Genomic DNA, 24,493 nt, shown 5'->3' on the forward strand with positions numbered 1-24,493 from the left:
TCGGCTGCCGGATCAGATATAATCATGCATGCGAATGCCGTCCCACCCGTTCGACAGTCGCGCGGTACCGAGGATCAGCTTGACCACGCGCTCCGCGGTGTTGGACACCTGATAGTCATCCGGAATAATGGCCGGCGTTCCTGCCGCTAAACGCGCGGCATGAATCGCCGTCGCAGCCTCGACACCATTCACGATCGCATCTTCGTCCATTCCCGTGATGATTATGTTGCCGGTGTCCATCGCTTCAGGGCGCTCGATGGCGTCGCGTGGTGTGATAGCCGGGAAGTCGAGGACCGAGCTTTCTTCAGCGATCGTACCGCTGTCCGAGATCGCGCAAAATGCTTTCATTTGCAGGTGATTGTAATCGTGAAAGCCAAAGGGCTTCATATACTGAACGCGCGCATCGAGCGTGATACCGGCCAATGCGTCGAGCCGGTTGCGCGTGCGCGGGTGGGTCGACACGATGACAGGCATGTCATGTTGCTCGGCCAAGCGATTCAGTGTGCCCGTGAGGGCGGTGAGCCTCTCGCGGCTGTCGACATTTTCCTCACGGTGCATCGAAACGATAAAATACCGTCCCGGCTGAAGGCCCAGCTGCGAAAGAATGTCAGATTTTTCAATGCGTGGACGATAGTGGTCGAGCACTTCTCGCATCGGCGATCCGGTCAGATAGATACGGCGATGCTGCATGCCTTCGCTGAGCAGATGACGTCGCGCATGCTCGGTATAGACCAGGTTGAAGTCGCTGATATGGTCGACCATCCGCCGGTTGGTTTCTTCGGGAACGTTGCGATCGAAACAACGATTGCCGGCTTCCATATGATATACCGGGATTTTCATCCGACGCGCCATGATGGCTGAAATGGCGCTGTTCGTGTCGCCGAGAACCAGCAGAGCGTCCGGGCGATCTTCTTTCAGCACCTTTTCGGTTCCGATCAGGATGCCGCCGAGTACCGCACCCAAGCTGCTGGTATCGATGCCGAGGAAATGATCCGGCTTGCGGACCTCCAGATCGCTGAAGAATATCTCGTTTAATTCATAGTCCCAATTTTGTCCCGTATGGACGATGCGATGATCGGTATAGGTGTCGAGCATCGCCATTACCCGCGACAAGCGAATAATTTCGGGACGCGTGCCCAGAACGGTCATCACCTTTAGCTTGCTCATGTGGACTTCTCTATGACGGGGTCTGCAAATGTATCGGGATTGGTCGGGTCGAACAGGCGATGCGCCCAGAAAAACGTTACGACATCGCCGGTGCCGGTGTTTTCGATATGATGGGTGTGGAGCGGCGGCATGTCGATTGCGACCGGTTCATCACCCGACACGTTGAAACTGTGAACGGTGTCGGTCAGCACCTTGCGAATGCGGATGGTCGCACTCCCCGAAACCACCAGGAAACGTTCGATCAAATCGGTATGGAAATGGTCGCCGCGGCGCTGCCCGGGCAGGGTTGTCGAAAGGAAGGTTTGCGATCCCGCGAGCGATTTTGACGATTCGAACAATCCGCCCCGAGCGTCGCTGTTGAGCTTCAGCTGCATCGGATAATGATGCGGATAGCCGCCAGTTCGATAGCTATTGAACAGGGCAAGGTCGAACGGGTCGGTGAGGTCGGGAAAAATATTTGACTGATAAGCGTTGTGAAAGGCAATCAACTTTTCGTACAGCGCCGTTACCGCCATGTCGCGGCCTGCGGGCTTAACCGTCTCCGAGCGTCTTGCTAGCCCGTGACTGATCGCGATGCTAGCTGCTTGACCGGCGTGGAGCAGTGAAACCTTTCCTTCAGGATTAATGCTGGGCTCGTCTCCGCGCCATATCTGTTCGATCAGCGTGGCCGTGACATTGTTATAGAATGGCCGGGCGCATTCGCCGAAAATATGCGGCAGGATAAGGTTTGTGAAACCCGATGCTGCGCGTTCCAATATCTCCGCGGCGCCGCGCTTCGAGCGTCCATAGGGCGTATCATATTCGGCGTGCGTACTATTCGCATAGACGACTTGCGGCTTTGCGTCAGTCCGCAGGATGCTCTTCGCAAGCTGTCGCGCGATTGCCGGGTTGGCTGCCTCAACCTCGGTTTCGTCACCGCGGTTCACGCCCGCAAAATGCAGGATGACTTCGGCTCCCGATATTGCTGCGTCGCGTTTCGTGTCGTCGCCAAAGACCTCATGGGTCAGCAAAGACAGATCATAGGGCTCAGGCTCGCTCCGGTAACGGGCCATGCAGTTGGCGGCGTGAAGCCTCGCCGCTGCGTGCCATCCGAGGAGGCCCGCAGCGCCAGTTACAACGATTTTTCGGCCCGTCACCGTGCCCATGAATCGAGTTCGCTTCGGATCTCAGCGAGCGTCAGAAGTAGCTGCTTGACGCCTTCAACGTCCAGCCGCTCGGCATTATGCGAATGAAAATCCTCCAACTGCGGGCTCAAGTCATCACCCTCGCTGAAATAAGCTGAATAGTTGAGGTCGCGGCTATCAAGCTGGATACGCCAATAGTCTCCCAGATCCTCGGCGGTCGACAGCTCCTGGGCGCTTGCCAGTGTTTCGGCTAGCTTTTCCGCGTGGCGCCATCCGATGACCTGTACGGGATGATCGGGAACCCCGAACAGATCCTTCAGCGCCGCTATCAGATCGGCGATCGTCGCCGCCGGTGCCTTGCGGATGAACAGATCGCCCTGACGCGCGTTGGCAAAAGCAAAGCGAACCAGTTCCACGCTGTCGCGCAGCGGCATCAGGAAACGCGTCATCTCGGGTTCGGTGACGGTGATCGGGCGTCCAGCCTTGATCTGCGCTATGAACAACGGGATTACGGAACCGCGCGAATACATGACGTTGCCATAGCGAACGCAACTGATCGTCGTCGCGGCGTCGGTCCCGACCTCGCGCGCCGCAGCATGCGCCAGCTTTTCCATCATCGCCTTCGATATCCCCATGGCATTGATCGGATGAACCGCCTTGTCAGTGGAGAGGCACACCAAGCTTTCAACCTGATTCTCGATCGCCGAGCGAATGACATTTTCCGAACCGAGAACGTTCGTCCGAACAGCTTCAAGCGGGAAGAATTCGCACGATGGCACCTGTTTCAGCGCGGCGGCGTGAAAGATTGCGCCAACGCCTTTAACGGCGCGGTCGACGCTGGTGCGGTCGCGAATGTCGCCAATGAAGAAGCGAACACGGGGGTCGCGCAATTCGTTGCGCAGAGCATCCTGCTTTTCTTCGTCGCGGCTAAGAACCCGAATTTCGCGCTCGCTGGAGTGAAGCAGTTCGCGCAGAATCGTCTTGCCGAAGGACCCGGTGCCACCGGTAATCAGGAGCGGGCTGTCGCCTTGGGGCAATGATATGGACTCCTTCGGTGTATGTTGCGCGGGCAAATTATGGGACAAGTGAGGCCCTTTAGCGCGACTGCGAAAACAGGCTACCCCCAATTTCGCCTTGTGTCGCTTAAATCATTTCACTCGGGAGCGGCGTCCGGAAGATGTTAATATCAGAAATAATTACGAATTTTACGAAATATATTGCCTGAGAGGTCCTGTGTCGAGTGCCGTGCGCTATCTGCCGCCGCGTAGTTTATCGTTTTTGTCCATTGGCGCGGAATGGCGTCGAAATCTTCGCGCTGCTAGAATGAAACACGAGCCAGATGGTGAGCGGGCTTGGCTTCGAGCTCCCAGCCCCTTGCGTTCATGACGTCAACGCTAGAATAGGGCGTATGAATTTCGCATTCGACAACGGCTTTCACGATTCCATGGAGGGGTTTTACGCGCCCGCAGAGGCGACGAAGCCTTCCACGCCCAAACTCCTGATCTTCAATCACACGCTGGCCAGGCGGCTCGGCATCGCGGCCGCCGGAACAACTGACGATCAGCTTGCGCGCATCTTTTCGGGCGATGAGACACCCGAGGGCGCCAAGCCGCTTGCATTTGCCTACGCCGGTCATCAGTTCGGGCATTTTTCGCCGCAGCTTGGCGACGGCCGTGCCCTGCTTCTGGGCGAAATCGTCGCCCCCGACGGTGCGCGCTTCGACGTGCAGCTGAAAGGATCCGGGCCGACCGCCTTTTCGCGCAATGGCGACGGCAAGGCCGCGATCGGCCCGGTGCTGCGCGAATTTCTGGTTTCGGAAGCGATGGCCGCGATGGGCGTTCCGACGACGCGTGCGCTCGCCGCCGTTGCGACGGGGGACCGCGTACAGCGCGAGCGCGCGCATCCCGGCGCGGTGCTGACGCGCATCGCGAGCAGCCACATCCGCGTCGGCACCTTCCAGTTTTTTGCTGCGCATTTCGGCGCCGATCACGTCGTCCAGCTCGCCGATTACAGCATTCGCCGCCATTTCCCCGACCTGGCCGAATCCGCCAATCCGTCGCTCGCGCTGCTTGATCGCGTCATCGGCCTGCAATGCGAACTGGTCGCGCAGTGGCTTGGCGTCGGCTTCATCCACGGCGTGATGAACACCGACAATGTCGCGATCAGTGGCGAGACGATCGACTATGGGCCGTGCGCCTTCATGGATCGCTTTGCGGTGAACACGGTGTTCAGTTCGATCGACGCTAACGGCCGCTATGCCTATGGCCGCCAGCCGCAGATATTGCACTGGAACATGGCGCGCTTTGCCGAGGCCTTGCTGCCCGCGATCCACCGGGTGTCGCCCGCCGATGTCGACGCGGCAAAGGCACTGGTCGATGCGATTCCCGTCCGTTTTCGCGCGATATGGCACACGCGGGTTCGCGAAAAACTGGGGCTGGGTGGTGATGGCGTCGACGACGGCGAGTTGATCGACACGCTCTTCGACGAACTCGAAGAACAGGAGGTGGATTTCACCTCCTTCTTCCGGGCGCTCGCGATGCTGCTGCGCGGCGATGGCGCGATGCTCGAAAGCCTACTTCCCGCCCCCGACGCGATGGCGCCGTGGATCGCCCTGTGGTGGGAGCGGATCGCGCATGGGGCGACCGGGCCGCTGGAACATGCCGCCGCGATGGACGCGGTCAACCCGCTCTACATCCCGCGCAATCATCTGGTCGAAGCGGCGCTGGACGCCGCCGAGGCGGGCGATATTGCGCCGTGGCTCGAACTGCTCGAGGTCGTGCGCGACCCCTATACCCTTCGTCCGGGGCACGAACGGTTTGCCGCGCCGGCCCCGGCCGACGCCGGCCCGTACAAGACCTTCTGCGGCACCTGACGCCGGCCACGGTTGAGCCGCTGCGCCGCAATTGCTAGGGACGGCGCCACATCGATCAGAGGATAAGTCATTGCCCCCAGCAAATGTGCCGCAGGCGCCGTCCGTCAAAATCACAGTCGTCGGCACGGGCTATGTCGGTATTTCCAACGCCGTTTTGCTGGCGCAGCGCAACGAAGTGATCGCGCTCGACATCGATGCGCGCAAGGTCGAGCAGATCAATGCGAAGCAATCGCCGATCGCCGATCCGGAGATCGAGGATTATCTCGCGAACAAGCCGCTGAACCTGATCGCGACGACCGACCGCGATGCCGCCTATTCGGGTGCGGCCTTCGTCATCGTTGCGACGCCGACCGACTATGATCCCGACACCAATTATTTTAACACGCGGACGGTCGAAAGCGTGATCGCCGATGCGCTGGTGAAGGCGCCGGGCGCGCTGATCATCGTCAAATCGACCGTGCCGGTGGGCTTCACCGAGCGGATGCGCGCCGAGCATGGCAGCGACACGATCGTCTTTTCGCCCGAATTCCTGCGCGAGGGGCGCGCGCTCTACGACAATCTCCATCCCTCGCGCATCATCGTCGGCAACACGCATCCGCGCGCGGCGGAATTCGCGCGCCTGTTGCTCGAAGGGTCGCTCAAGCCCGATGCGGCGATATTGCAGACGGGCAATACCGAGGCCGAGGCGATCAAGCTGTTCGCCAACACCTACCTTGCGATGCGCGTCGCCTTCTTCAACGAGCTCGATACCTATGCCGCCTCGCACGGCGTGGACTCGCGCCAGGTGATCGAGGGGGTGTGCCTCGACCCCCGTATCGGGCAATTCTACAACAACCCATCCTTTGGCTATGGCGGCTATTGCCTGCCCAAGGACACCAAGCAGATGCTCGCCAACTATCAGGAAGTGCCGCAGAATCTGATCCAGGCGATCGTGTCGTCGAACACGACGCGCAAGGATTTCATCGCGTCCGAAGTCATCAAGCGAGCCCCACGCGTCGTCGGCATCCACCGCCTCGCGATGAAGGCGGGATCGGACAATTTTCGCGCCAGCAGCATATTGGGCGTGATGAAGCGCGTGAAGGCCAAGGGCATCGAGGTGATCGTCTATGAACCTCTGGTCGAGGAGGATCGCCTGTTCAACTCGCGCGTGATTCGCGACCTTGCCGCATTCAAGGCCGAAGCCGACGTCATCATCGCGAACCGCGTGACCGACGACCTCGCCGATGTCGCGGACAAGGTTTACAGCCGCGACCTGTTCGGCGCCGATTCCTGACTTTTCTTCCTCGCCGCAACTCGCCGCGTCGCCGGGAACTGTCCCATTGTCGGAGAGTTAGCTTGTCAAATGGGGAGAAACGGGTTGCACAGCCATATCTCGCAAGCCACAAGTGCGCATCGGTGGCCAGCAGATGAAAAAATCTGAAAATTCCTGTATATCGTCAGGCCGCCGTTCCTCGCGGATGCGGCCGCTATTGATCGCAGCATCGTCCTTTCTCTGCCTCGCCTGGGCCGGCGCTGCCCATGCGCAGCAAGTCGAACCGCCGAAGGTAGTCCCGACCGTCGAAGCCACCAAGACCGACCCGATCGCGGCGCCATCGCCGCCGCCGCCCGATGCCGTGCTGCCCGAAGTGGCGCCGATCATCGAGGATGAGGAGTTCGAGAAGGCGATCCCGCCGATCAGGGCCGAGGACGACGCCGAGCTCGACCGTCCGCTGGAATCGATCGCCGATTTCGAAAAGCGCCAGGCGGCCGAGGCCGCGAAAGGCGCAAAACCGGCCGCCGAGGGCTCGGCAGAAGCGACGGTCGAAACGCAGCCGCCGCAGGTGGATGGCGTTCCCGTGCCGGCGCTGGCCGATGGGGACACTGTCGAGGCGATCGGCGACGCTCCCATAAGCGATAGCGAGCTTGCGGCCCCGCTGCCGCCGCTCGAAAATTTCGACGTCGAACCGGTCCAGTTCGCCGAGGCCGAGGACGACAAGGATAATGTCAGCGTTGCCTATACCGTCAAGCTCAACGGGCTGGACGCCGCCGACGATAGCACCGATGTCGACCTCGCCGATCTGTTCGGCGACTTGTCGGCGCTCTACGACGGCGACGGCAAGGCCGACAATGCGGCGATGATCCGTGCGCGCCTGACGGCCGATGGCGAGCTGATGCACCGCATCCTCGCGTCCGAGGGCTATTATGACGCGGTCGTCGATACGCGTATCGACCGCGGCGAGCGCGAGAAAGGGCAGGAGGGCCAGCAAGGCCAGCGCCGGTCGATCACTGCCGTCATCGATGTAAAGCCGGGCAAGCGTTACACGCTGGCCGATATCATCATCAACGCCGCGCCAACGATTCCGCCGAACCTGATCGCCGACAATTTCCCGCTCGCGGTCGGCGAACCGATCGTTGCGCAGCGGATCCAGGGCGCCGAAGCCGCGATTGCGCTCAAGTTGCCGCAGGAAGGCTATCCCTTCGCCAAGGTCGGGCAGCGCGACATTTTGCTCGACGGCGCGACGGGCGACGGCGTCTACACCTTGCCGGTCGATATCGGGAAACGGTCGCGCTTTGGCGGGGTCGAGACAACGGGCGACCTGGCGTTCGATGCCGAGCATGTCGAGGTTCTGGCGCGTTTCAAGCGCGGCGACCTTTACGACAGCCGCATGGTCGACGACCTTCGGCAGGCGCTGGTCGCAACGGGGCTGTTCGCGACCGTCGCCGCCGAGCCGCAGCTGACGGGCGAAAGCGCGGGTGACGATACCGAATATGTGACGATGCTAGTGACGCAGCAGGCCGGCCCGCCCCGCACGCTGGCGGCGAGCGCGGGTTATGGGACGGGCGAGGGCATAAGGCTGGAAGGCAGCTGGACGCACCGCAACCTGCTGCCACCCGAAGGCGCGCTGACCTTCCGCGGTGTGATCGGGACGCAGGAGCAAGGGCTCGGCGCGACGCTGCGCCGTTCGAACGCGGGGCGCCGCGACCGTACCTTCGAACTCGTCGCCGAGGCGACGCGCAGCGATTACAAGGCGTTCAATGCGATCACCGGCCGCGTGGCGGCGCGAGTCAGCTATGATTCGACGCCGATCTGGCAGAAGAAATTCACCTACGCCTATGGCGCCGAGCTGATCGCGACGCGCGAGGATGATTATGATTTCACGACGGGCGAACGCTCGTATGATTTCTATACCATCCTCGGGCTAACGGGGCAGGTCGGGATGGACCGCACCGACAGCTTGCTCGACCCGACGAAGGGTTTTCGCATCACGTCGCTCATCCAGCCCGAAGGTTCGCTCGCCGGGCGTTTCTCGCCTTATGCGCGCCTCAGGACCGACGTCAGCGGCTATTATCCGGTGACCGACAGCATCGTGGTTGCGGGCCGCGTGCGTGTCGGATCGATCCTCGGTGCGGCGCGCGAGCGGCTGGCGCCGTCGCGGCGCTTTTACGCGGGCGGCGGCGGCTCGGTGCGCGGCTTCGGTTATCAGGAGCTCGGGCCAAAGGATCCGAACAACGACCCGATCGGCGGCCGCAGCGTCGCCGAGGCGGCGTTCGAGGCACGCTATCGCTTCGGCAATTTCGGCGTCGTCGGCTTTGTCGACGCCGGGCAAGTTTATCGTTCCTCGGCGCCAACCTTCCAGAATCTGCGCTTCGGTGCCGGCATCGGCGCGCGTTACTACACCAACTTCGGCCCGATGCGGTTCGACATCGCGACCCCGATCGGGCGCAAGCCGGGTGAGGCGCGCGTCAGCGTCTATGTTTCGATCGGGCAGGCGTTCTGATGGCCGACGACGCGCCCTTTGCCGAAGACGGAGCCGCACCGGCGAAAGCCTCGCGTTCGTGGCCGCTGACCATATTGCGCTGGATCGGGCTGACCCTTCTGGGGCTTGTGCTGCTGTTTGCGCTGTTTCTCGTCGGACTCAACAGCGACGCCGGACGGCGTTTCGTCGTCACCCAGATCGAGAAATATGAATTCGAAAATGGGATGAAGATCGGCATCGGCCGGCTCGACGGGTCGCTTTATGGCCAGATGATCATCCGCAATTTCACGTTGTCGGACCCCAAGGGTGTGTTCCTCGCGTCGCCCGAGGTCAGGGTCGACTGGCGGCCGATCCGCTATCTCGCGAACCATGTCGATGTCCGTTCGGCGACCGCCGCGACCATGACGATGCGCAAGCTACCCGAGTTCAAGGTGGTTCCCGACACTGGCGAGCCGCTGCTCCCCGATCTCGATATCGACGTCGGGCTGGTGCGTGTCGATCGTTTCGTCTTCGAGCCTCCGGTGGCGGGCGAGCGCCAGGTCGCGAAATTGAACGGCAAGATCGCGATCGCCGACCGCCGCGCGCAGGTCACCGCCAATGCCGAAACGATCGCGGGCGGCGGCGGACAAGGCGATGTACTGAAACTGGTGCTCGACGCGGTGCCCGAAGCGAATCGGTTCGGGGTCAAGCTCGACCTCACGGCGCCTCAGGGCGGCGTGCTCGCGGCGATGGGCGGGTTCAAAGAAACGTTGACAGCGAAGCTCGACGGGCGCGGCGACTGGAAGTTGTGGAACGGCAAACTGACCGCGAACCTCGGCGCCGCGCCGCTCGCGCGTGTCGCGCTGACGGGGCGCGACGGCACCTTCACGGCGAAAGGGACGGCGCAGGCGTCGCGGTTGCTGGCCGGGCCGATAACCGAGATATTGGGCACCGAGACCGCGATCGACCTGACCGCACGGCTTCAGGAGCGCAAGGCCGCGATCGACGGGCGGCTGTCCTCCGATGCCGCGCAGCTCGGGATCAGCGGCGGCATCGACCTTGGCAACAGCCGCTATGAAGGGCTGAAACTCGCGGCCAATATCCTCCGCCCGAGTGCGATCGCGCCGGCGGTGCGCGCCAATGGGCTGCGCGCCACCGCGAGGCTCGACGGTGCCTTCGCGCTGCCGACAGTTGATTATCGCGCCGATGCCAACAGCCTCGCGTTCAACGACATCGTCGTCGAAGGGATCAGCCTCGCGGGCAAGGCACGCGTCGACGCCGACCAGATCGTCATCCCCGTCGCGGGCCGCGCCGTGCGCATCCGCGGGCTCGATACCGTCGCGGGCGGGACGCTGGTGCAGGTGCGGCTCGACGGCGACCTTGCGTACAGCAATGGCCGCATCCTCAGCGACAATCTGCGCCTGCGCTCGCCGCGCATCGATGCGAAGGCGATCATCATCGCCGACCTCAATAAGGGCTTCTACACCGGCGCGATCGACGGGCGGATCAACGATTATCGCATCGAAAGCGTCGGCATCTTCGACATCGACACCGACGCCGATCTGAAGACCGCGCCGCGCGGCGGGTTCGAGATCGTCGGCCGCGTCCGCGCGCGCTCGACCAAGCTGTTCAACTCGGGCGTGCGCGATTTTCTCGGCGGCAATGCGACCGCGTCGAGCGATGTTCGCTATGGTACCGATGGCATGATCCGCTTCGCCAATTTGCGGATGTCGGCGCCGCGCCTGCGGGTCACCGGCGGGCAGGGCAGCTATGCGCCGAACGGGCAGATCCGGCTGACGGCGCGGGCGAATTCGACCGACTATGGCCCTGTGGGGGTCCAGCTTGCCGGGACGATCACCGACCCGCGCGCGGTGGTCACCGCCGCGCGTCCGGGACTCGGCATCGGGCTCGCCAATCTGGTGGCAAAGATCAACGGCGCGAAAAACGGCTATCGCCTCGCGGCGACCGGCGACACCGATTATGGCCCGCTGTCTGCCGACGTCGTGCTGCTCACCGCGTCAGGACCGCTCACCATCGATGTCGAACGCGGCGACCTGTCGGGGATCGGTTTCAATGGGCGATTGGTGAAGAGCGACGCCGGGCCCTTCGTCGGCCAGCTCAACGCGTCGGGGCAGGGGCTTGGCGGTCTCGTCCGCCTGACCGCCGCTGGAAAATATCAGGCCGCCGCGATCAACGTCCGCGCGAACGATGTCGTGCTCCCCGGCGCCGCGAAACTCGCGGTCGGCTCGGCGATCGTCGATGCCGACATCACGCTCTATGACACGCCGCATATTGTCGCCGATATCCAGATCGCCGACACGCAGATCCGCGACTATGACATCGCGGTCGGACGCGTGAAGATCGACTATCGAGGCGGTGCCGGTCGCGCGCAGGCGCTGGTCGAGGGCACCAGCGGCGTGCCGTTCCGCATCGCCGCCAACGCCGACCTCCAGCCCAAGCTCTGGCGCGCCGCGGTGCAGGGGCGTGCGACCGGTATCAATTTCCGCACGACGACGCCCGCGCGCATCATTCCCGGCGCCGACGGCTATGAACTTTTGCCGACGAATATCACCCTCGGCCGCGGCAGCCGCGCGCGGATTGCGGGGCGCTTCGGCGACGGCATCATGCTCCAGAGCCGGCTCGAACGCGTCAACATGGCGATCCTTAACGCCGTCTATCCCGACATGGGGCTCGGCGGCCGCGCGACGGGCAGCATCGATTTCGAGCAGGCCAATTCGGACAGCTTCCCGCGCGCCGATGCGCGGCTGACGATCACCGACTTCACGCGCACGACCGCGGCGTCGGTCAGCCAGCCGGTCGACGTCAATTTCGCAGGAAAGCTGCTCGCCGATGGCGGCGAAGCGCGCGCGGTGATGCGCAAGCGCGGCAGCGTGATCGGGCGCCTGCAGGCGTCGCTGCGTCCGCTCGGCCCCGGCGCGGGCGGCTGGACCGAACGGCTGATGGCGGCGCCGCTGGGCGGCGGCATCCGCTACAACGGTCCCGCCGACACGCTCTACTCCTTCTTCGGCCCCGCCACACAGCATGTGTCGGGCCCGATCGCGGTCGCTGCCGATTTCAGCTGCAGCGTATCCGATCCGTGCCTGGAGGGCGTCGTTCGCGGCAAGGACATGGTCTATGAAAATCAGACCTATGGCACGCGGCTGACCAATATGGTCGTGAACGGGCGCTTCACCGGCAACCGGCTGGAGATCGAGCAGCTCACCGCGACCGCCGGCGACGGCACCGTTCAGGCCAAGGGCTTTATCAGCCTCGCCTCGGCCGACGGCTATCCGATGAATATCTCGGCGACGCTCGACAATGCGCGCCTCGCCAAGAGCGAAAATATCGCCGCGCGCGCGACGGGCAATCTGACGCTCGAAAAGGTCGCGGGACAGACCGCGCTCCTGTCGGGAAGCCTCCGCCTCCCCGAAACGCGCTATCGCATCATTCGCGAGGGCGCGGCGCAGGTGCCGGTGCTCACCGGGGTGCGGCGCAAGCCGCCCGCGGGACGCCAGCGGATCAGCGGCGACGGGCTCCAAGCGGTCGGCGGCAGCCTGTTCGACCTCATCCGCCTCGATATCGCGCTGAAAGCGCCCGACGAAATCTATGTCAGCGGCATGGGGCTCGAATCCGAATGGAAGGCCGATGTCGTGCTGCGCGGCACGACGCAGGATCCACGCGTCACCGGCGAAATCGAGCTGGTCCGCGGCACGCTCGGCTTTGCGGGCCGCTCGTTCGAGCTTCAGGAGGGCCGGGTGACCTTCCCGACGGGCGAAGCCTTCGACCCCGCGATCCGCCTGCTCGCGAGCGATACGATCGAGACCGTGACGGTGAGCATCAGCGTGACGGGCCGCGCGAGCAATCCGCAGATCGCCTTCTCGAGCGTTCCCGGCCTGCCGCAGGACGAAATCGTCTCGCGCATCCTGTTCGGCGATTCGATCACAACGCTGTCGCCGCTGCAGGCGGTGCAACTCGCCTCGTCGCTCAACACGCTGAGCAGCGGGGGCGGGGGTTTAAGCCCGCTCGGCTCGCTTCAGTCGGCGACCGGGATCGACCGGCTGCGCGTGCTCGGTCCCGACGATACAGTCGGGCGCGGCGCCGCGCTGGCGGCCGGGCAATATATCACAAAGGACATTTATCTAGAGGTGATCACCGACGCGCGCGGCTATACCGCGACGCAGCTCGAAATCAGCCTGACTCCGGCGCTGTCGCTGCTCAGCCAGGCGGGCGGATCGGGCGGATCGAACCTCAGTATCCGTTACCGCAAGGATTATTGATGCGCGCCGCCGTCCTGCTCGTTCCGTTGCTGCTGCTCGCGGCGTGCAAGGACGAGCCGCGTTTCGAGGAACGCTACGACAAGGCCGCGAAGGAGATCGAGGCGCGCGCGAAGGCGATGGATGCCGACATCGCGAAATCCGACGCAGCCGCCGCGGCCGCATCGGAAGGCTTGCAACCCGCGGCCAAGCCGTCTAACGCGCCTCCGTCATCTGGGGAGTAGCCAGCCGTCGTTCGCGACGGGCCACCGTGTCAACATACTCGGCCGAGAGGTCGTGGTGCGGTGGAAGCGGGAGACCGCTTGGGCGAGACCAATGGCATCGACCTTCGTCCGGGCCGGGCGGCGGGTTCGATGTCTATTGGAATCGCGAAGCCGCTCGGCCCCGGAGTACCCCATGGAAGCCCTGTTCACCTCGACCGCCATCGTTGCGCTCGCCGAAGTCGGCGACAAGACGCAGCTGCTCGCGATCCTGCTCGCGACGCGGTTCAGCCGCCCGGTGCCGATCATCCTCGGCATTTTGGTCGCGACGCTCGCGAACCATGCGCTCGCGGCGCTGCTTGGCGCATCGGCCGCCGCTTTCCTCGACAGCCCGATCTTCCGCTATGCGATCGGCCTGTCGTTTATCGCAATGGCGGCGTGGACGCTGATCCCCGACAAGTTCGAGGACGATGACGCGCCCAAGCCGCGGTTCGGCGCCTTCCTGACGACGCTCGTCGCCTTCTTCCTCGTCGAGATGGGCGACAAGACACAGGTCGCGACGATCGCGCTCGGCGCGCAATATCACGACATCGTCGCCGTCACCGCGGGCACCACGCTCGGCATGATGATCGCCAACGTGCCCGCGATCTTCCTCGGCCACGAACTGCTCAAGCGCGTCGATCTCGCGAAGGTTCGCAAGGTCGCTGCGGGCCTTTTCCTCGTGATCGGCCTGTGGGTGCTCGTGCAAACCGCGGGCTGGCTCGGCTAGTCGGCGTTGCGCCCGGCGAGGGTGCGCTCGAAATTCCAGCTCGACGAGCACATGGCGTCGAGGTCGCGGTTCGCCGTCCAGCCCAGCTCGCGCGCGGCGCGGTCGGGGCTGGCGAAGCAGCTTGCGACATCGCCGTCGCGGCGCGGCGCGATGCGATAGGGGATGCGTACCCCGTTCACCCGTTCGAACGCCTCGACCATATCGAGCACCGAATAGCCCTGGCCGGTGCCGAGGTTCCATATCGACAGCGGCTGGTCGGCCTGCGCGATTGCGGCCAGCGCCGCGACATGGCCGTCGGCGAGGTCGACGACATGGATATAGTCGCGCACCCCGGTGCCGTCGGGCGTGTCATAATCGTTGCCGAACACCGACAGCTCGTTCAGCCGCCCGGCGGCGACGCGGCTGACAAAGGGCATCAGATTATTCGGAATGCCGTTCGGATTTTCGCCGATCAGCCCGCTGTCGTGCGCTCCGACCGGGTTGAAATAGCGCAGGATCGCGATCCGCCATTCGGGATCGGCGGCGGCGACGTCGGCCAGCATTTCCTCGATCATCAGCTTGGTGCGGCCATAGGGATTCGTCGCAGAGGTCGGGTGATTCTCGTCGAGCGGCAGATATTGGGGCTGGCCATAGACGGTGGCGCTCGACGAGAAGACGAGCGTCTTCGCATCGCAATCGGCCATCGCTTCGAGCAGCGACAAGGTGCCGCGGACATTGTTGTCGTAATATTTCATCGGCTCGGCGACCGATTCCCCGACCGCCTTCAGCCCCGCGAAATGGATCACAGCCTCGATCGCATGGTCGCGCAAGACTTCGCGCAACGCATCGCCGTCGCGGATATCACCTTCGACGAGCGGAACGGCGGCGCCGGTGATCGCTTCCAGCCGCGTCATAACCGACGGGTCGCTGTTCGACAGATTGTCGAAGCACACCACATGATGACCCGCCGAAACGAGAGGCGCTGCGACGTGGCTGCCGATATAACCCGCACCGCCCGTCAGTAGAATATTCATTGCTCGATCATCTCCATGCGCGCGCAGCGACCGTCGCGGGTGGACCTATTCTATCCGCGACATCCTGCCAAATCATTGTCCGTCGGCCATGTGCCGCTTTTCGTGTAACCTTCGCGGCGATATCGGCGAACAGGTGTTCAAACGCCGTCATCCGCTTTTGTCAGGATCCGCCAATTGAGCATCGACGAACCTTCGCTGGCGCGCCTGATGGTCGCATCGCAGCGGGGGGATCGCGATGCCTATCGCGCGTTGCTCGGCGACAGCCGCAAATGGCTCACCCGCTATTTCGCGCGGCGGATTGCGCCGCACCATATCGACGATCTGGTGCAGGAAACTTTGGTGTCGATGCACCGCAAGCTCGCGACATGGGATAGCAACAGGGCCTTCCTGCCCTGGCTTGCGGCGATCGCGCGCTATCGCTGGATCGACATGCTCCGCCGCCAACGCGACGAGGCCGAACTCGGTGACAACGACGCCGCGGTCGGCGCCGAGGACGAGGCGGTGCACGCAAAACTCAGCATCGACCATCTGTTGACGTTGCTGCCGCCGGGGCAGGCGCAGGCGATCACGCTGGTGAAGATCGAGGGCGCCTCGATCGCCGAGGCGTCGCAGATTTCGGGACAGAGCGAATCGCTCGTCAAAGTGAATATCCATCGCGGGCTCAAAAAGCTCGCCGAACTGATTGAGAGTGAGTGAGATGAAGGACGCATCGATCGACGATCTGATCGACGGCTTGGCAAGCGATCTGAAACCCGTGCGCCCGCGGCGCGTCGTGCGCGGGTCGCTGTGGGTCGCGGCCGGATGGCTGGGCGTCGGCGCTTTGCTGGTCGGGCTGTTCGGAAGGCGGCACGATCTCGCCACGGGCGTAATGCCGCCGCTTTCGATGCTCGCCTTCTGGCTGCTCGCCGCTGCGGGTGTCGCCGCGGTATGGAGCGCGCTGCGCATGGGGCTGCCCGGCGTCGGGCGCGACTATGGCGGCTGGCGCTGGGCGGTCGGCGCGTTGCTGGCGTTGCCGCTCGCGGCGCTGTTCGTGTTTTTCGGCGAGGCGCATGACCCCGCCGAAGCCGCGCAGCGCGGTTTCGACATACACTGCCTCGCGCAAGGCGTGGTTTCGGGGCTGGGCGTCGGGGCGGCGCTGTTCCTCTGGCTGAGGGCGAGCGCGCCGACGTCGCCGACGCGCGCGGGCTGGGTGATCGGGGTTGCGGCGGGCGCGGCCGGGGCAACGATCATCGCGCTGCTGTGCTCGAGCGACGACCTTGTCCACATCACGCTCTGGCATGCGTCGGCGGTGCCCTTCTCGGCGATCGCCGGCCGGCTGATCCTGCCCCGTTTCCTGCGCTGGTAAGCGTCAGCCGATCGGTATCAACATGCCAAGCCCCACCGCCGCGGTGGCGAGCCCCGTGACCAGCGCGCCCCTCGGCCAGCGCGAAAGCAGCAGCACGAGCGGCAGCCCGGCGATCGAGACCATGCCGATGAAGGCGACGGGTCCCTGATAGGGGCCGAAGTCATGGACCGCGCGCCACGCCGCGAGAACGAGCAACGCCACGGCGAATCCGCGCAAGGTGGCGACCGTCGGCAGACGCTCGAACGCGGCGTCGCGGCGCAGCCGATGGGTGCTCAACGCAAGGCACGCCAGAGACGCGTATGAGAGAAGGGCCGGCTCAATGCGCATCGACGGCCTCGCGCAACGGATTGACGGGGCGTGCCGCGACGCGGGGTTTCCGTGCCGGGCGCGACGATTTTTGCGCTGCCCGCCAGGCGCCGAAGCCGAGCAACGCGCCCGTCGCAAGCATCGCGAGATCGAACGCGACGAACAGCCAGTCGCCGTTCGCGAAAGACCGGACAAACCCCCGATCGGTCGTGAGCGCGTTGACCAGCGGCAGCGCAAGGAAGGCGACCGCCGCAATCGCCAGCGTCTCGGTCCAGGCGCGGCGGATCGGCCGCACACAGGCCAGCGCCGCGAGTCCGAACCAGGTCCAGAACATGATGCTCACCTCGACGTCCCCGCGCGCTGGCAGAGTCGCCGGCAGCAGGCGGTTGGCGAGGAGGAACGCCGCCATGCCAGCGGGAAGGCAGGCGATGGCGCCGACGTTCAGCCGTTCGGCCAATCGGATTCCGAAGAAGGGCGCCGCGCCCGGACGCTTGCGCTTCACCGTCCACAGCATGAGCCCCGTGCCGACCATTGCGGTCCCCGCAAGTCCGAGCAGGAAATAGGTCCAGCGCAGAACCGGCCCTGCAAAGCTGCCCATGTGCAGGCCGAGCATAACCCCGCTCGTCTCGGCCGCCGGGCCCGGAGGGGGGGATGCCGATAGCCGCCGCCCGTCGACGCCCGAAAAGACGATCGATCCGCCGCGCGCATTGAGCCGATCCTTCGCGCTCTGGAACAGGGTGACGGTGGCCGTCGCGTCATTCGGATTGCGGACAACCATCGTCGCGGGCCGGCCGCCGCCCCATTCTTCGGATGCCTTGGCGATGAGCGGCGCGACGGGCGTCAGCGCGGCGGGGCGCCCCGTTGCCTCGGCGTCGGGCTCGGCGCCGAAAACGGCGGTCTCGAAGGTCGCCGGGTCCTTGTAATTCGCCTGGATTGGCCAAGGCATATACATCGCCACCAGCGTGATCAGGCCGGTGTAGGTGATCATCGCGTGGAAGGGCAGGGCGATCACCGCCGATACATTATGCGCATCGAGCCAGCTGCGCTGCCCCTTGCTCCACCGCAGCGTGAAGAAATCGACGAAGATGCGCTTGTGCGTGATGACGCCCGAGATGATCGCCGTCAGCATCGCCATCGCGCAGAGCCCCGCGAGCCAGCGCCCCCATGGGTGCGGGATCTGGAGCTGGAAGTGAAAGCGATAGAAATGCTCGCCGCCGCGCGTGTCGCGCGCCGTCACTTCTTCGCCCGTCGCCGGGTCGAGCCGCAGTTCGGGGCGGCGCGGCGCCGGCTTCGCATCCGGATCGGGGTTCGGGCGCTCGCGGATGAAGATGCGCGTCGCGGTCGTGCGCGCGTCAGGAAGGTAGATGAACCATTGCTCGGCGGTCGGGGCGACCTTTTGCAAATGCGCGACCGCGGTGTCCGCGGCGGTCGCGGCCGTGACCGGGCGCAGGTCGATCTCGGGCTGCATCCAGCGCGTGATTTCGGGCCGGAAATAGCTCGCGGTGCCGGTGAGGAACATCGCGAACAGAATCCAGCCCGCGAGCAGCCCGAGCCAGCCGTGAATCCACGCCATTGACTGGCGAACGCCCGGCGCCGCGTTCGATGCTGTTTTGCTCATAGCGCGGGTCCCAGCAGCCACAGGCATCCGACCGACCCGAAGGCGAGGCCCCAGATGGCGGCCGCGACGCGGGCAAGCCGGGTTTCATGGAAGGCCCAGAGGATGAGGCCGGCATAGACAAGGAAGGACAACGTCATCGCCCATATCGTCGCCTCGGCGCGGTCGATCGGGGAGATCCGCGCGAGGAGCGAGACGAAGCCCGCCGCCGCGGCATAGCCGCCGACGATCGCGGTGAATGCCCGCGCAGCCATTCGGCCGTTCGCGATAGATGAGCCCGCCATTTTCCCCTTCATCGTCAATCATCCGACTGCGACTTGCCCTAAACAGATTATGCGACTAGCTGCAACTGCGAATCTGTAGCAATAGCAATAAGGGGTTAACATGAAGCCGAATTCGCGCGCCGCAGTGCGGTCGAATCTGTCGCGTGTCGCACTCGCCGCGGCGATGCTTGTGGGCGCGCAGCCCGCCTGGGCCGTCGAAGACGCGGCCGAGAGCGGCGGGGCGGGCGAGACGATCGTCGTAACCGGCCTTCGCGAAGCCAGTGTCTCGTCGGCGACCAAGACCGGAACCCCGCTGATCGAAACGGCGCAGACGATCACGGTGATCGACAGCGAAGAGCTGGAGCGCCGCAATGCGATCTCGCTCAACCAGGCGGTCGGCTATGTCGCCGGCGTCGCGGCGAACCAGCGCGGCGGCACGGTGTCGCGGTACGACCAGATGTATCTGCGCGGCTTTTCGCCCGGCTTCTTTCTCGACGGCATGCGGCTGATCGCGGGCCCCTATTCGACCCCGCAGACCGATTTCAATCGCATCGAGCAGATCGACATCATGAAGGGGCCGGCCTCGGTCCTTTATGGCAACGGCACGCCCGGGGGCCTCATCAACCTGTCGAGCAAGAAGCCCGAAGCCGAAGCGTTCGGCCGTTTCGAGGCGCAGGTCGGCAATTATGACAGCCTGCGTTTCGTCGGCGACATCAACCAGCCGCTCGATGCCGAAGGCAAGTGGCGCGTGCGTCTTGTCGGCGGGTGGCAAAAGGCCGACGGCTTCACCAAACGCACCGAGAGCGAGCGCTATCACATCAGCCCGATGATCGCCTTCGCGCCCGACGACCAGACGAATATCACGCTCATCGCATCCTATCAGCACGCGCCGTCGGGCAGCGGCTATTCGGGCGTGCCGGCCTATGGCAGCGTGCTGCCGAACCCCAATGGCCCGATCGAATATCATATCAACACCGGCGATCCGGCCTATGAGGTCTATGACCACAAGCAGAAGTCGCTCGCGCTCTTGTTCCGGCGCGAGTTCAACGAACATCTGGCGTTCCGCTCGAACGTCCGGTTCCAGAACAACAAGCTGAGCTACCGCCAGCTTTATGTCGGCGGTTTCGCGACGACGGGCACCGGGCTCAACATCAACACCGATTACAGCACGATCATCCGCGGCGGCGGCGGCGCCGACGAGGATTTCGACACGCTGACCATGGACAGCAGCTTCAACGCGAAGTTCGAAACCGCGGGCATCGAGCACGACATATTGGTCGGCCTCGATTACCTCCGCATCACCGGCGAGAATTTCCAGCAGTTCAATACCGGCCAGACGACCAACCCGCTCACGAGCATCCCGAACCTCAACCTCTACGCGCCCGTCTATGGCGTCGGCATCCCCAGCCTCGACCTGAAACTGCTCTCGCCCGCCTACACCAACAGCTATACCACCCGCGACCAGACCGGCATCTATATCCAGGATCAGGTGAAAATCGGCGGGCTCCACCTGATCGCGAGCGGCCGGTGGGACTCCTATGACCAGCGCACGCTCAACAAGAAGAACCGCGTGCTGACGCCGCTCTCGCAAAGCGCCTTCACGATGCGCTTTGGCGCGCTCTATGAGTTCGAATTCGGCCTGTCGCCTTATGTGAGCTACACCGAATCCTTCGAGCCGCAAGCGGGCGCCGATTATCTCGGCAATCCCTTCTCGCCGACCACGGGCAATATGTATGAGGCGGGGCTTAAATATCAGCCGCGCGGCCTGAATGCGCTCATCACGCTGTCGGCCTATGAGCTGAAGCGGCAGAATGTACCGGTCGGCGACCCGCTCGCGGGCACCCCCGGCCGTCCGGCGAACTCGCAGATCCAGATCGGCGAAACACGCGTCCGCGGCGTCGAACTCGAAGCCCGCGGCGAGCTCCGTCCGGGGCTCGATATCATCTTTGCGGGCACTTACACCGATGCGCTGATCACGCAGGGCGCGCCCGCCGTTCCCGCCTCGGCGCCGACGCCCACCCGGCTGGGCAGCACCGGCACGCCTTCGACCACGGGCACCGTCCCGCTCGGCGTGCCCGAATGGCAGGCATCGGGCTTCCTGTCGTACGATTTCGGCCGCGGCGGTGCGGGCGAGGGGCCGCTTGGTGGCCTGAGCCTCGGCGCGGGCTTCCGCTATGTTGGCGGCTCTTTCGGCTCGACGAGCTACAAGGTCGTGAACAGCGTGACGACCTTCGAACTGTTCAAGACGAAGAGCTTCACCCTGTTCGATGCGATGCTCGCCTACGACCTTGGCCATGCCAGCCCGGCGCTGGATGGGCTCAGCGTCGCGGTGAACGCACAGAATCTATTCGACAAGCAGCATGTCTCGTCCTGCTTCTTCTCGAACAGCTGCTATTTCGGCGCATCGCGGACGGTCGTCGGATCGCTGCGCTACAAGTGGTGACGTGTTATCGTGCACGGTCAATAGGCAGACGCCGGCTTTCGGATAAAGCGACTTGAAAGTCGGCGGTCCGTTTGTGCCCCCGTCGCTCCAGGCCCGAGGCCAGGGGCAACAGACGTGCATTGCGAAGGGGATATCGGCTTGCGCTCAAGGCGCGCCTCACGGTCATTATAAAGGCGTTCAATCTCAAAGTCTGGCCGGAAGGGAGCGGGACGCCATGTAGCGTGATCCCATAGCCCGTGGTCAGTCGTTGAAAACGGGGATGAAGCGAATTGTGGACCCAGTGTGGTTCGACACCTTCTGCAACTGGGAAGCGCCATGCTTCCAGACGACAACCTTTCCTGCGTCAGCGGTGTCGGCACCAATGTCGGTCTTGACGATTGTCGCACCAACGATCGCGCCAAACGGAACTAGAGTCGTACCGCCCGGACCAGTCCGCCAGCGGGCATAGTCATGGTGCCGACTGCCGAGCAATCGGATTGAAAACGTATAGTCTCCGCCAGTCGAATCGTACTGGCCAACTGGCGGCCCGGTCCACGTCGCGCCGTTAATTAGCGACACTAGGCCAGGAGCGACGCGACCCGATGCTTCCGATTTCCCATAGATCGGTGCAGCTTCGACGCCGCCACCCGCGCCGCGAAAGCCGTTCGTAAATGCAGGCATGCCTCGGAAGCCACCGGTGTAGCGCGCGAAGCCGCGTATGGTCGCATCGCCTTCCCAATCGCCCCAATCTAGGACGGATATGGCACCGGCGATCGTCACCTTTACCGGGCGAAGGGTGCCGTTGCGATTGACGATGTTTCGGCCCTTGACGAACAGATAGGGAGTCAGGTCGCTGGTGCGCGTCGCCGCCACCGACACATCACATTCGATCTGATTCAGTTCGACATCGACCCGCACATTGGTGCCAAGCTTGTTAGTGCGGATCAGCGTTTCCGACTTGCCTTCGTCATAAATATTGGAGATTCGAATGCTCCGGGTTTCTCTTGCGGCAGGCGTGTTATCGAGAACACTGATCAGCGCGCCCTTGATGCCGTCGGAAGGGTTTGTGGTGTCGGCGATCCGTACGCCGTCAATAATTGTCGGCCCTAACCGATTGTCCGCTGCGCGCGCGTTGACTTGCGTAATCTGAATCGGGACGGTCTTGGTGTAGTGAGCGTCACCGGAATAGGTGATCGTGATGTTGCGGATAACCCCGTCGCCATGCTGAAAGTCGATATCGATGCTGTGTCCCGGTCCGCCAGCCATACCCTTCCCCACGCCTTTCATGCTGCGCGTAACCGTGACGTTCTCGGCGAGCGAACCGGGGTTCGGTGCATGCATTTTGATGCCGCGGCCCGGAACCTGCAGCAGTTCGACATTGCGAATTACGGGCGCGCGTGCACCCGATTCTATTTCTTGAAACGCAAGAATGCCGTCTAGGTCGGCGTAGTTGGCGGTGTCCGCTCCGTCGAGCGTCGTAAGATTGCTGATCCGCCCACGCTCGATGACGGCACTGCGATAGTTGCTCGCGCCGCTGCCAAATAACTGCACACCTTGGGATCCATTGTCTCCCGGCGTCGTAGTCCCGGCAGCTCGACCCACATTCTCGACCATGAAATCGTGAATATGCACCGCATCGAAACCACCAACAATTTTGAGAGCTGCTATATCGCCCCACCCGAAGGTTGTGCCGTAGGCGTTTACAAACTTGCCGCTGACGCTGAGGTCCGCGCGACGGGTGCCGGTTACACCAGTATAGTCAATAAACAGCGGTTTATTGGTCTTATTGTCGCCGTCGAATGTGATGCCGGATACCGCCAACGGTGCATTGTCCGCGCCAAGGATTTGCATCAGCGTGCGGCTCGGCGCACCTGCGTAGGTGATCTTCCGTTCCGTTCGCGACGACAGCACATATTCCTTGTTTGCGAAAAGCTGGACATTGAGTGCGGCATCGCCCGAAACAGGTGAAGGTATTGAATAATCCGCATCGACGATCAGTTCGCCGCCACGGACCGCCCATGTCGCGAGAGCGTCTGCAAGTGTAGGAAACTGGCTGGAATAGATGGTCGAGATGCCAGCCGATGAAATGAATGACTGGACTGTCTCGCCACCCTCGACGCCAATCAGGTTGGCGTCGCCGGGCTTGCCGAGCAGTGATGCAAAATGATCACGAGGTGCAAGAGAGGGGGCGGGGGCAGGGCAAAGGTGACCCGGCGTGCACGTTCCGCCCAACTCGCGTGCCGCGATGCCTGACCGGAGAATATGTGGGTCTTCGCACCATGTCGGATTATCACCATTCCGGACCGCAGTGGGGATGCAATCGAAAGACGTGCCAGCGGGGACGACGGAGGCGAGCAGGAGAGCGAGCAACATCTACTCGACAAACGCCGAGCTAATTTCGTTATGCTCAAGCTCTGAAGCTTTCATTTCGAAGTTCGTCCCATCAGACATTGCAGATTCGCCTGGCTCAGCGTGAAACGCGCTTTGATCGCACTGCGCGCATACCAATTCTCCCAAGGGCCACGTCAAATTCGATCCTCGTTGTGTCAGCATGAAGGTCTAATGACCAGATGGGCCCTCTCGCGTGTTTGTTCCCTATACTCGACGACCTCGGCGACGAAGGGTTACACAATCGATCCGGGCCGGTAAAAGGCAATTCCGCCTGTGACCAGCGCGAGACGGGCAGAGCAATCGGAATAGCTTTCGAGCTGCCGAGAATCCGAACCGCCGCGCAGCGGCTGTGGGGCTGTTGCCATCCCCCCAGGTCGCTGGCTTAGTGCAGTGACGGTTAGACAAGCGCCTTCAGCGCAAGAAGTTGCGCACGGGAAAAAGCCACGCCATGCAGAACAAGTTCGTCGCATGCTTCGGTCCCGATTACAGTCTGATCGTCCTTGTTAATAAAGGTGTCGACGCCGATCGCGATCGAATTGACTGCATCCGCCTTCTGGCTGACATGATTGCCCGCGCGCGTGCCGACAAATGTGTTTTTCGAGCCGGCCGTATTCGAGTATCCGGCACGGAAACCGAAACGGGGCAATCTCGCTGCCGGAGCCGAAGCGCAGGCTTTCGGACCCAAACGCCGCATTGCGAGCGCCGCTATTCGCGCCAGCAGCAGCAAAACCGAAAATCGCGTTATTGTCGCCGTAGGTGCTGCCTTCACCCTGTGCACCACTTAAGGCGAAGGTGCCAAAAACGGTCGTGCGGTCAGCGTTGTAGTATCCACCCGCATAAACGCCTGCCCCGCAGAATCCGATGCCAGTCGTGTGATCCCGTCCGCAGGCGTAGCCAATTGCAGTGACGGTGTCCATCGCTGAGAAGGCCGCGCAAAGCGGAGAATGCGAGATGAAGCCATCGATCATAGTCCGCGCATCCGTCTGCTCTTATATGCTTATTATCGCCACAAATGC

Annotated in this window: 18 protein-coding genes and 1 riboswitch; of the genes, 9 read left to right on the plus strand and 9 right to left on the minus strand. The window is 63.3% G+C overall.

What is annotated here, in order from left to right:
* Nucleotides 1-12: 12 nt before the first annotated feature.
* The 3 genes from wecB to FG91_RS11620 are packed head-to-tail and all read right to left on the minus strand — an operon-like array spanning nt 13 to nt 3,328.
* The gene (wecB, locus tag FG91_RS11610) at nt 13-1,167 is read right to left on the minus strand and encodes a non-hydrolyzing UDP-N-acetylglucosamine 2-epimerase (protein WP_037515096.1); all 1,155 of its coding nucleotides are present in this window, start codon (nt 1,165-1,167) and stop codon (nt 13-15) included.
* Nucleotides 1,164-2,312 (minus strand): polysaccharide biosynthesis C-terminal domain-containing protein, encoded by a 1,149-nt coding sequence (locus FG91_RS11615; protein ID WP_037515097.1) that lies wholly within the window; start codon nt 2,310-2,312, stop codon nt 1,164-1,166. Before FG91_RS11615 ends, wecB begins: the two co-directional genes overlap by 4 nt.
* Nucleotides 2,300-3,328 (minus strand): polysaccharide biosynthesis protein, encoded by a 1,029-nt coding sequence (locus FG91_RS11620; protein WP_081940556.1) that lies wholly within the window; start codon nt 3,326-3,328, stop codon nt 2,300-2,302. The genes FG91_RS11615 and FG91_RS11620 overlap by 13 nt, the downstream gene beginning before the upstream one ends.
* 371 nt (nt 3,329-3,699) lie before the next feature.
* Between FG91_RS11620 and FG91_RS11625 the strand changes: the two genes are divergently transcribed.
* The 6 genes from FG91_RS11625 (at nt 3,700) to FG91_RS11650 (ending at nt 14,122) form a co-directional block, all read left to right on the plus strand.
* Nucleotides 3,700-5,163: a protein adenylyltransferase SelO gene (locus tag FG91_RS11625; RefSeq protein ID WP_037515098.1), complete on the plus strand. Its 1,464-nt coding sequence runs from the start codon at nt 3,700-3,702 to the stop codon at nt 5,161-5,163.
* Nucleotides 5,164-5,233: 70 nt separating this feature from the next.
* On the plus strand, nt 5,234-6,436 hold the full coding sequence (locus tag FG91_RS11630) for a nucleotide sugar dehydrogenase (RefSeq protein ID WP_235212018.1): 1,203 nt from the start codon (nt 5,234-5,236) through the stop codon (nt 6,434-6,436).
* Between the two features lie 184 nt (nt 6,437-6,620).
* Nucleotides 6,621-8,921, plus strand: a complete 2,301-nt coding sequence (locus FG91_RS11635; protein WP_443027741.1) for an autotransporter assembly complex protein TamA — start codon at nt 6,621-6,623, stop codon at nt 8,919-8,921.
* A complete protein-coding gene (locus FG91_RS11640; protein WP_037515100.1) occupies nt 8,921-13,156 on the plus strand; it encodes a translocation/assembly module TamB domain-containing protein in 4,236 nt (1,411 codons plus the stop codon). The genes FG91_RS11635 and FG91_RS11640 overlap by 1 nt, the downstream gene beginning before the upstream one ends.
* Nucleotides 13,156-13,377 (plus strand): hypothetical protein, encoded by a 222-nt coding sequence (locus tag FG91_RS22115; RefSeq protein WP_037515101.1) that lies wholly within the window; start codon nt 13,156-13,158, stop codon nt 13,375-13,377. The genes FG91_RS11640 and FG91_RS22115 overlap by 1 nt, the downstream gene beginning before the upstream one ends.
* Nucleotides 13,356-13,533: riboswitch (yybP-ykoY riboswitch) on the plus strand. Its footprint overlaps the gene before it by 22 nt.
* A 16-nt stretch (nt 13,534-13,549) precedes the next feature.
* On the plus strand, nt 13,550-14,122 hold the full coding sequence (locus FG91_RS11650) for a TMEM165/GDT1 family protein (protein ID WP_037515103.1): 573 nt from the start codon (nt 13,550-13,552) through the stop codon (nt 14,120-14,122).
* Here FG91_RS11650 and galE read toward each other — a convergent pair.
* Nucleotides 14,119-15,135: a UDP-glucose 4-epimerase GalE gene (galE, locus tag FG91_RS11655; protein ID WP_037515105.1), complete on the minus strand. Its 1,017-nt coding sequence runs from the start codon at nt 15,133-15,135 to the stop codon at nt 14,119-14,121. The two genes, FG91_RS11650 and galE, sit on opposite strands and share 4 nt — an antisense overlap.
* 174 nt (nt 15,136-15,309) lie before the next feature.
* Between galE and FG91_RS11660 the strand changes: the two genes are divergently transcribed.
* Both FG91_RS11660 and FG91_RS11665 read left to right on the plus strand, forming a co-directional pair.
* The gene (locus FG91_RS11660; protein WP_081940557.1) at nt 15,310-15,831 is read left to right on the plus strand and encodes a sigma-70 family RNA polymerase sigma factor; all 522 of its coding nucleotides are present in this window, start codon (nt 15,310-15,312) and stop codon (nt 15,829-15,831) included.
* A 1-nt stretch (nt 15,832) separates the two neighbouring features.
* A complete protein-coding gene (locus FG91_RS11665; protein WP_037515106.1) occupies nt 15,833-16,480 on the plus strand; it encodes an NrsF family protein in 648 nt (215 codons plus the stop codon).
* A gap of 3 nt (nt 16,481-16,483) precedes the next feature.
* On the opposite strand, the gene FG91_RS11670 is transcribed toward FG91_RS11665, so the two are convergent.
* Genes FG91_RS11670 through FG91_RS11680 form a run of 3 tightly spaced genes read right to left on the minus strand, consistent with a single transcriptional unit; the run spans nt 16,484 to nt 18,685 of the window.
* The gene (locus tag FG91_RS11670; protein ID WP_081940558.1) at nt 16,484-16,807 is read right to left on the minus strand and encodes a DUF3325 domain-containing protein; all 324 of its coding nucleotides are present in this window, start codon (nt 16,805-16,807) and stop codon (nt 16,484-16,486) included.
* Nucleotides 16,797-18,404, minus strand: coding sequence for a PepSY-associated TM helix domain-containing protein (locus FG91_RS11675; protein WP_037515108.1), 1,608 nt, complete (start codon nt 18,402-18,404; stop codon nt 16,797-16,799). Before FG91_RS11675 ends, FG91_RS11670 begins: the two co-directional genes overlap by 11 nt.
* Nucleotides 18,401-18,685, minus strand: coding sequence for a hypothetical protein (locus tag FG91_RS11680; protein ID WP_037515460.1), 285 nt, complete (start codon nt 18,683-18,685; stop codon nt 18,401-18,403). Before FG91_RS11680 ends, FG91_RS11675 begins: the two co-directional genes overlap by 4 nt.
* A 100-nt stretch (nt 18,686-18,785) precedes the next feature.
* Between FG91_RS11680 and FG91_RS11685 the strand changes: the two genes are divergently transcribed.
* On the plus strand, nt 18,786-21,107 hold the full coding sequence (locus FG91_RS11685; RefSeq protein ID WP_052187529.1) for a TonB-dependent siderophore receptor: 2,322 nt from the start codon (nt 18,786-18,788) through the stop codon (nt 21,105-21,107).
* Nucleotides 21,108-21,347: 240 nt separating this feature from the next.
* On the opposite strand, the gene FG91_RS11690 is transcribed toward FG91_RS11685, so the two are convergent.
* A complete protein-coding gene (locus FG91_RS11690) occupies nt 21,348-23,459 on the minus strand; it encodes a hypothetical protein (RefSeq protein ID WP_152568096.1) in 2,112 nt (703 codons plus the stop codon).
* Between the two features lie 521 nt (nt 23,460-23,980).
* Nucleotides 23,981-24,445 (minus strand): hypothetical protein, encoded by a 465-nt coding sequence (locus FG91_RS21775; protein WP_152568097.1) that lies wholly within the window; start codon nt 24,443-24,445, stop codon nt 23,981-23,983.
* Between the last annotated feature and the right edge of the window lie 48 nt (nt 24,446-24,493).

It is taken from the genome of Sphingopyxis sp. LC81 (assembly GCF_000756375.1).
Classification (GTDB): domain Bacteria; phylum Pseudomonadota; class Alphaproteobacteria; order Sphingomonadales; family Sphingomonadaceae; genus Sphingopyxis.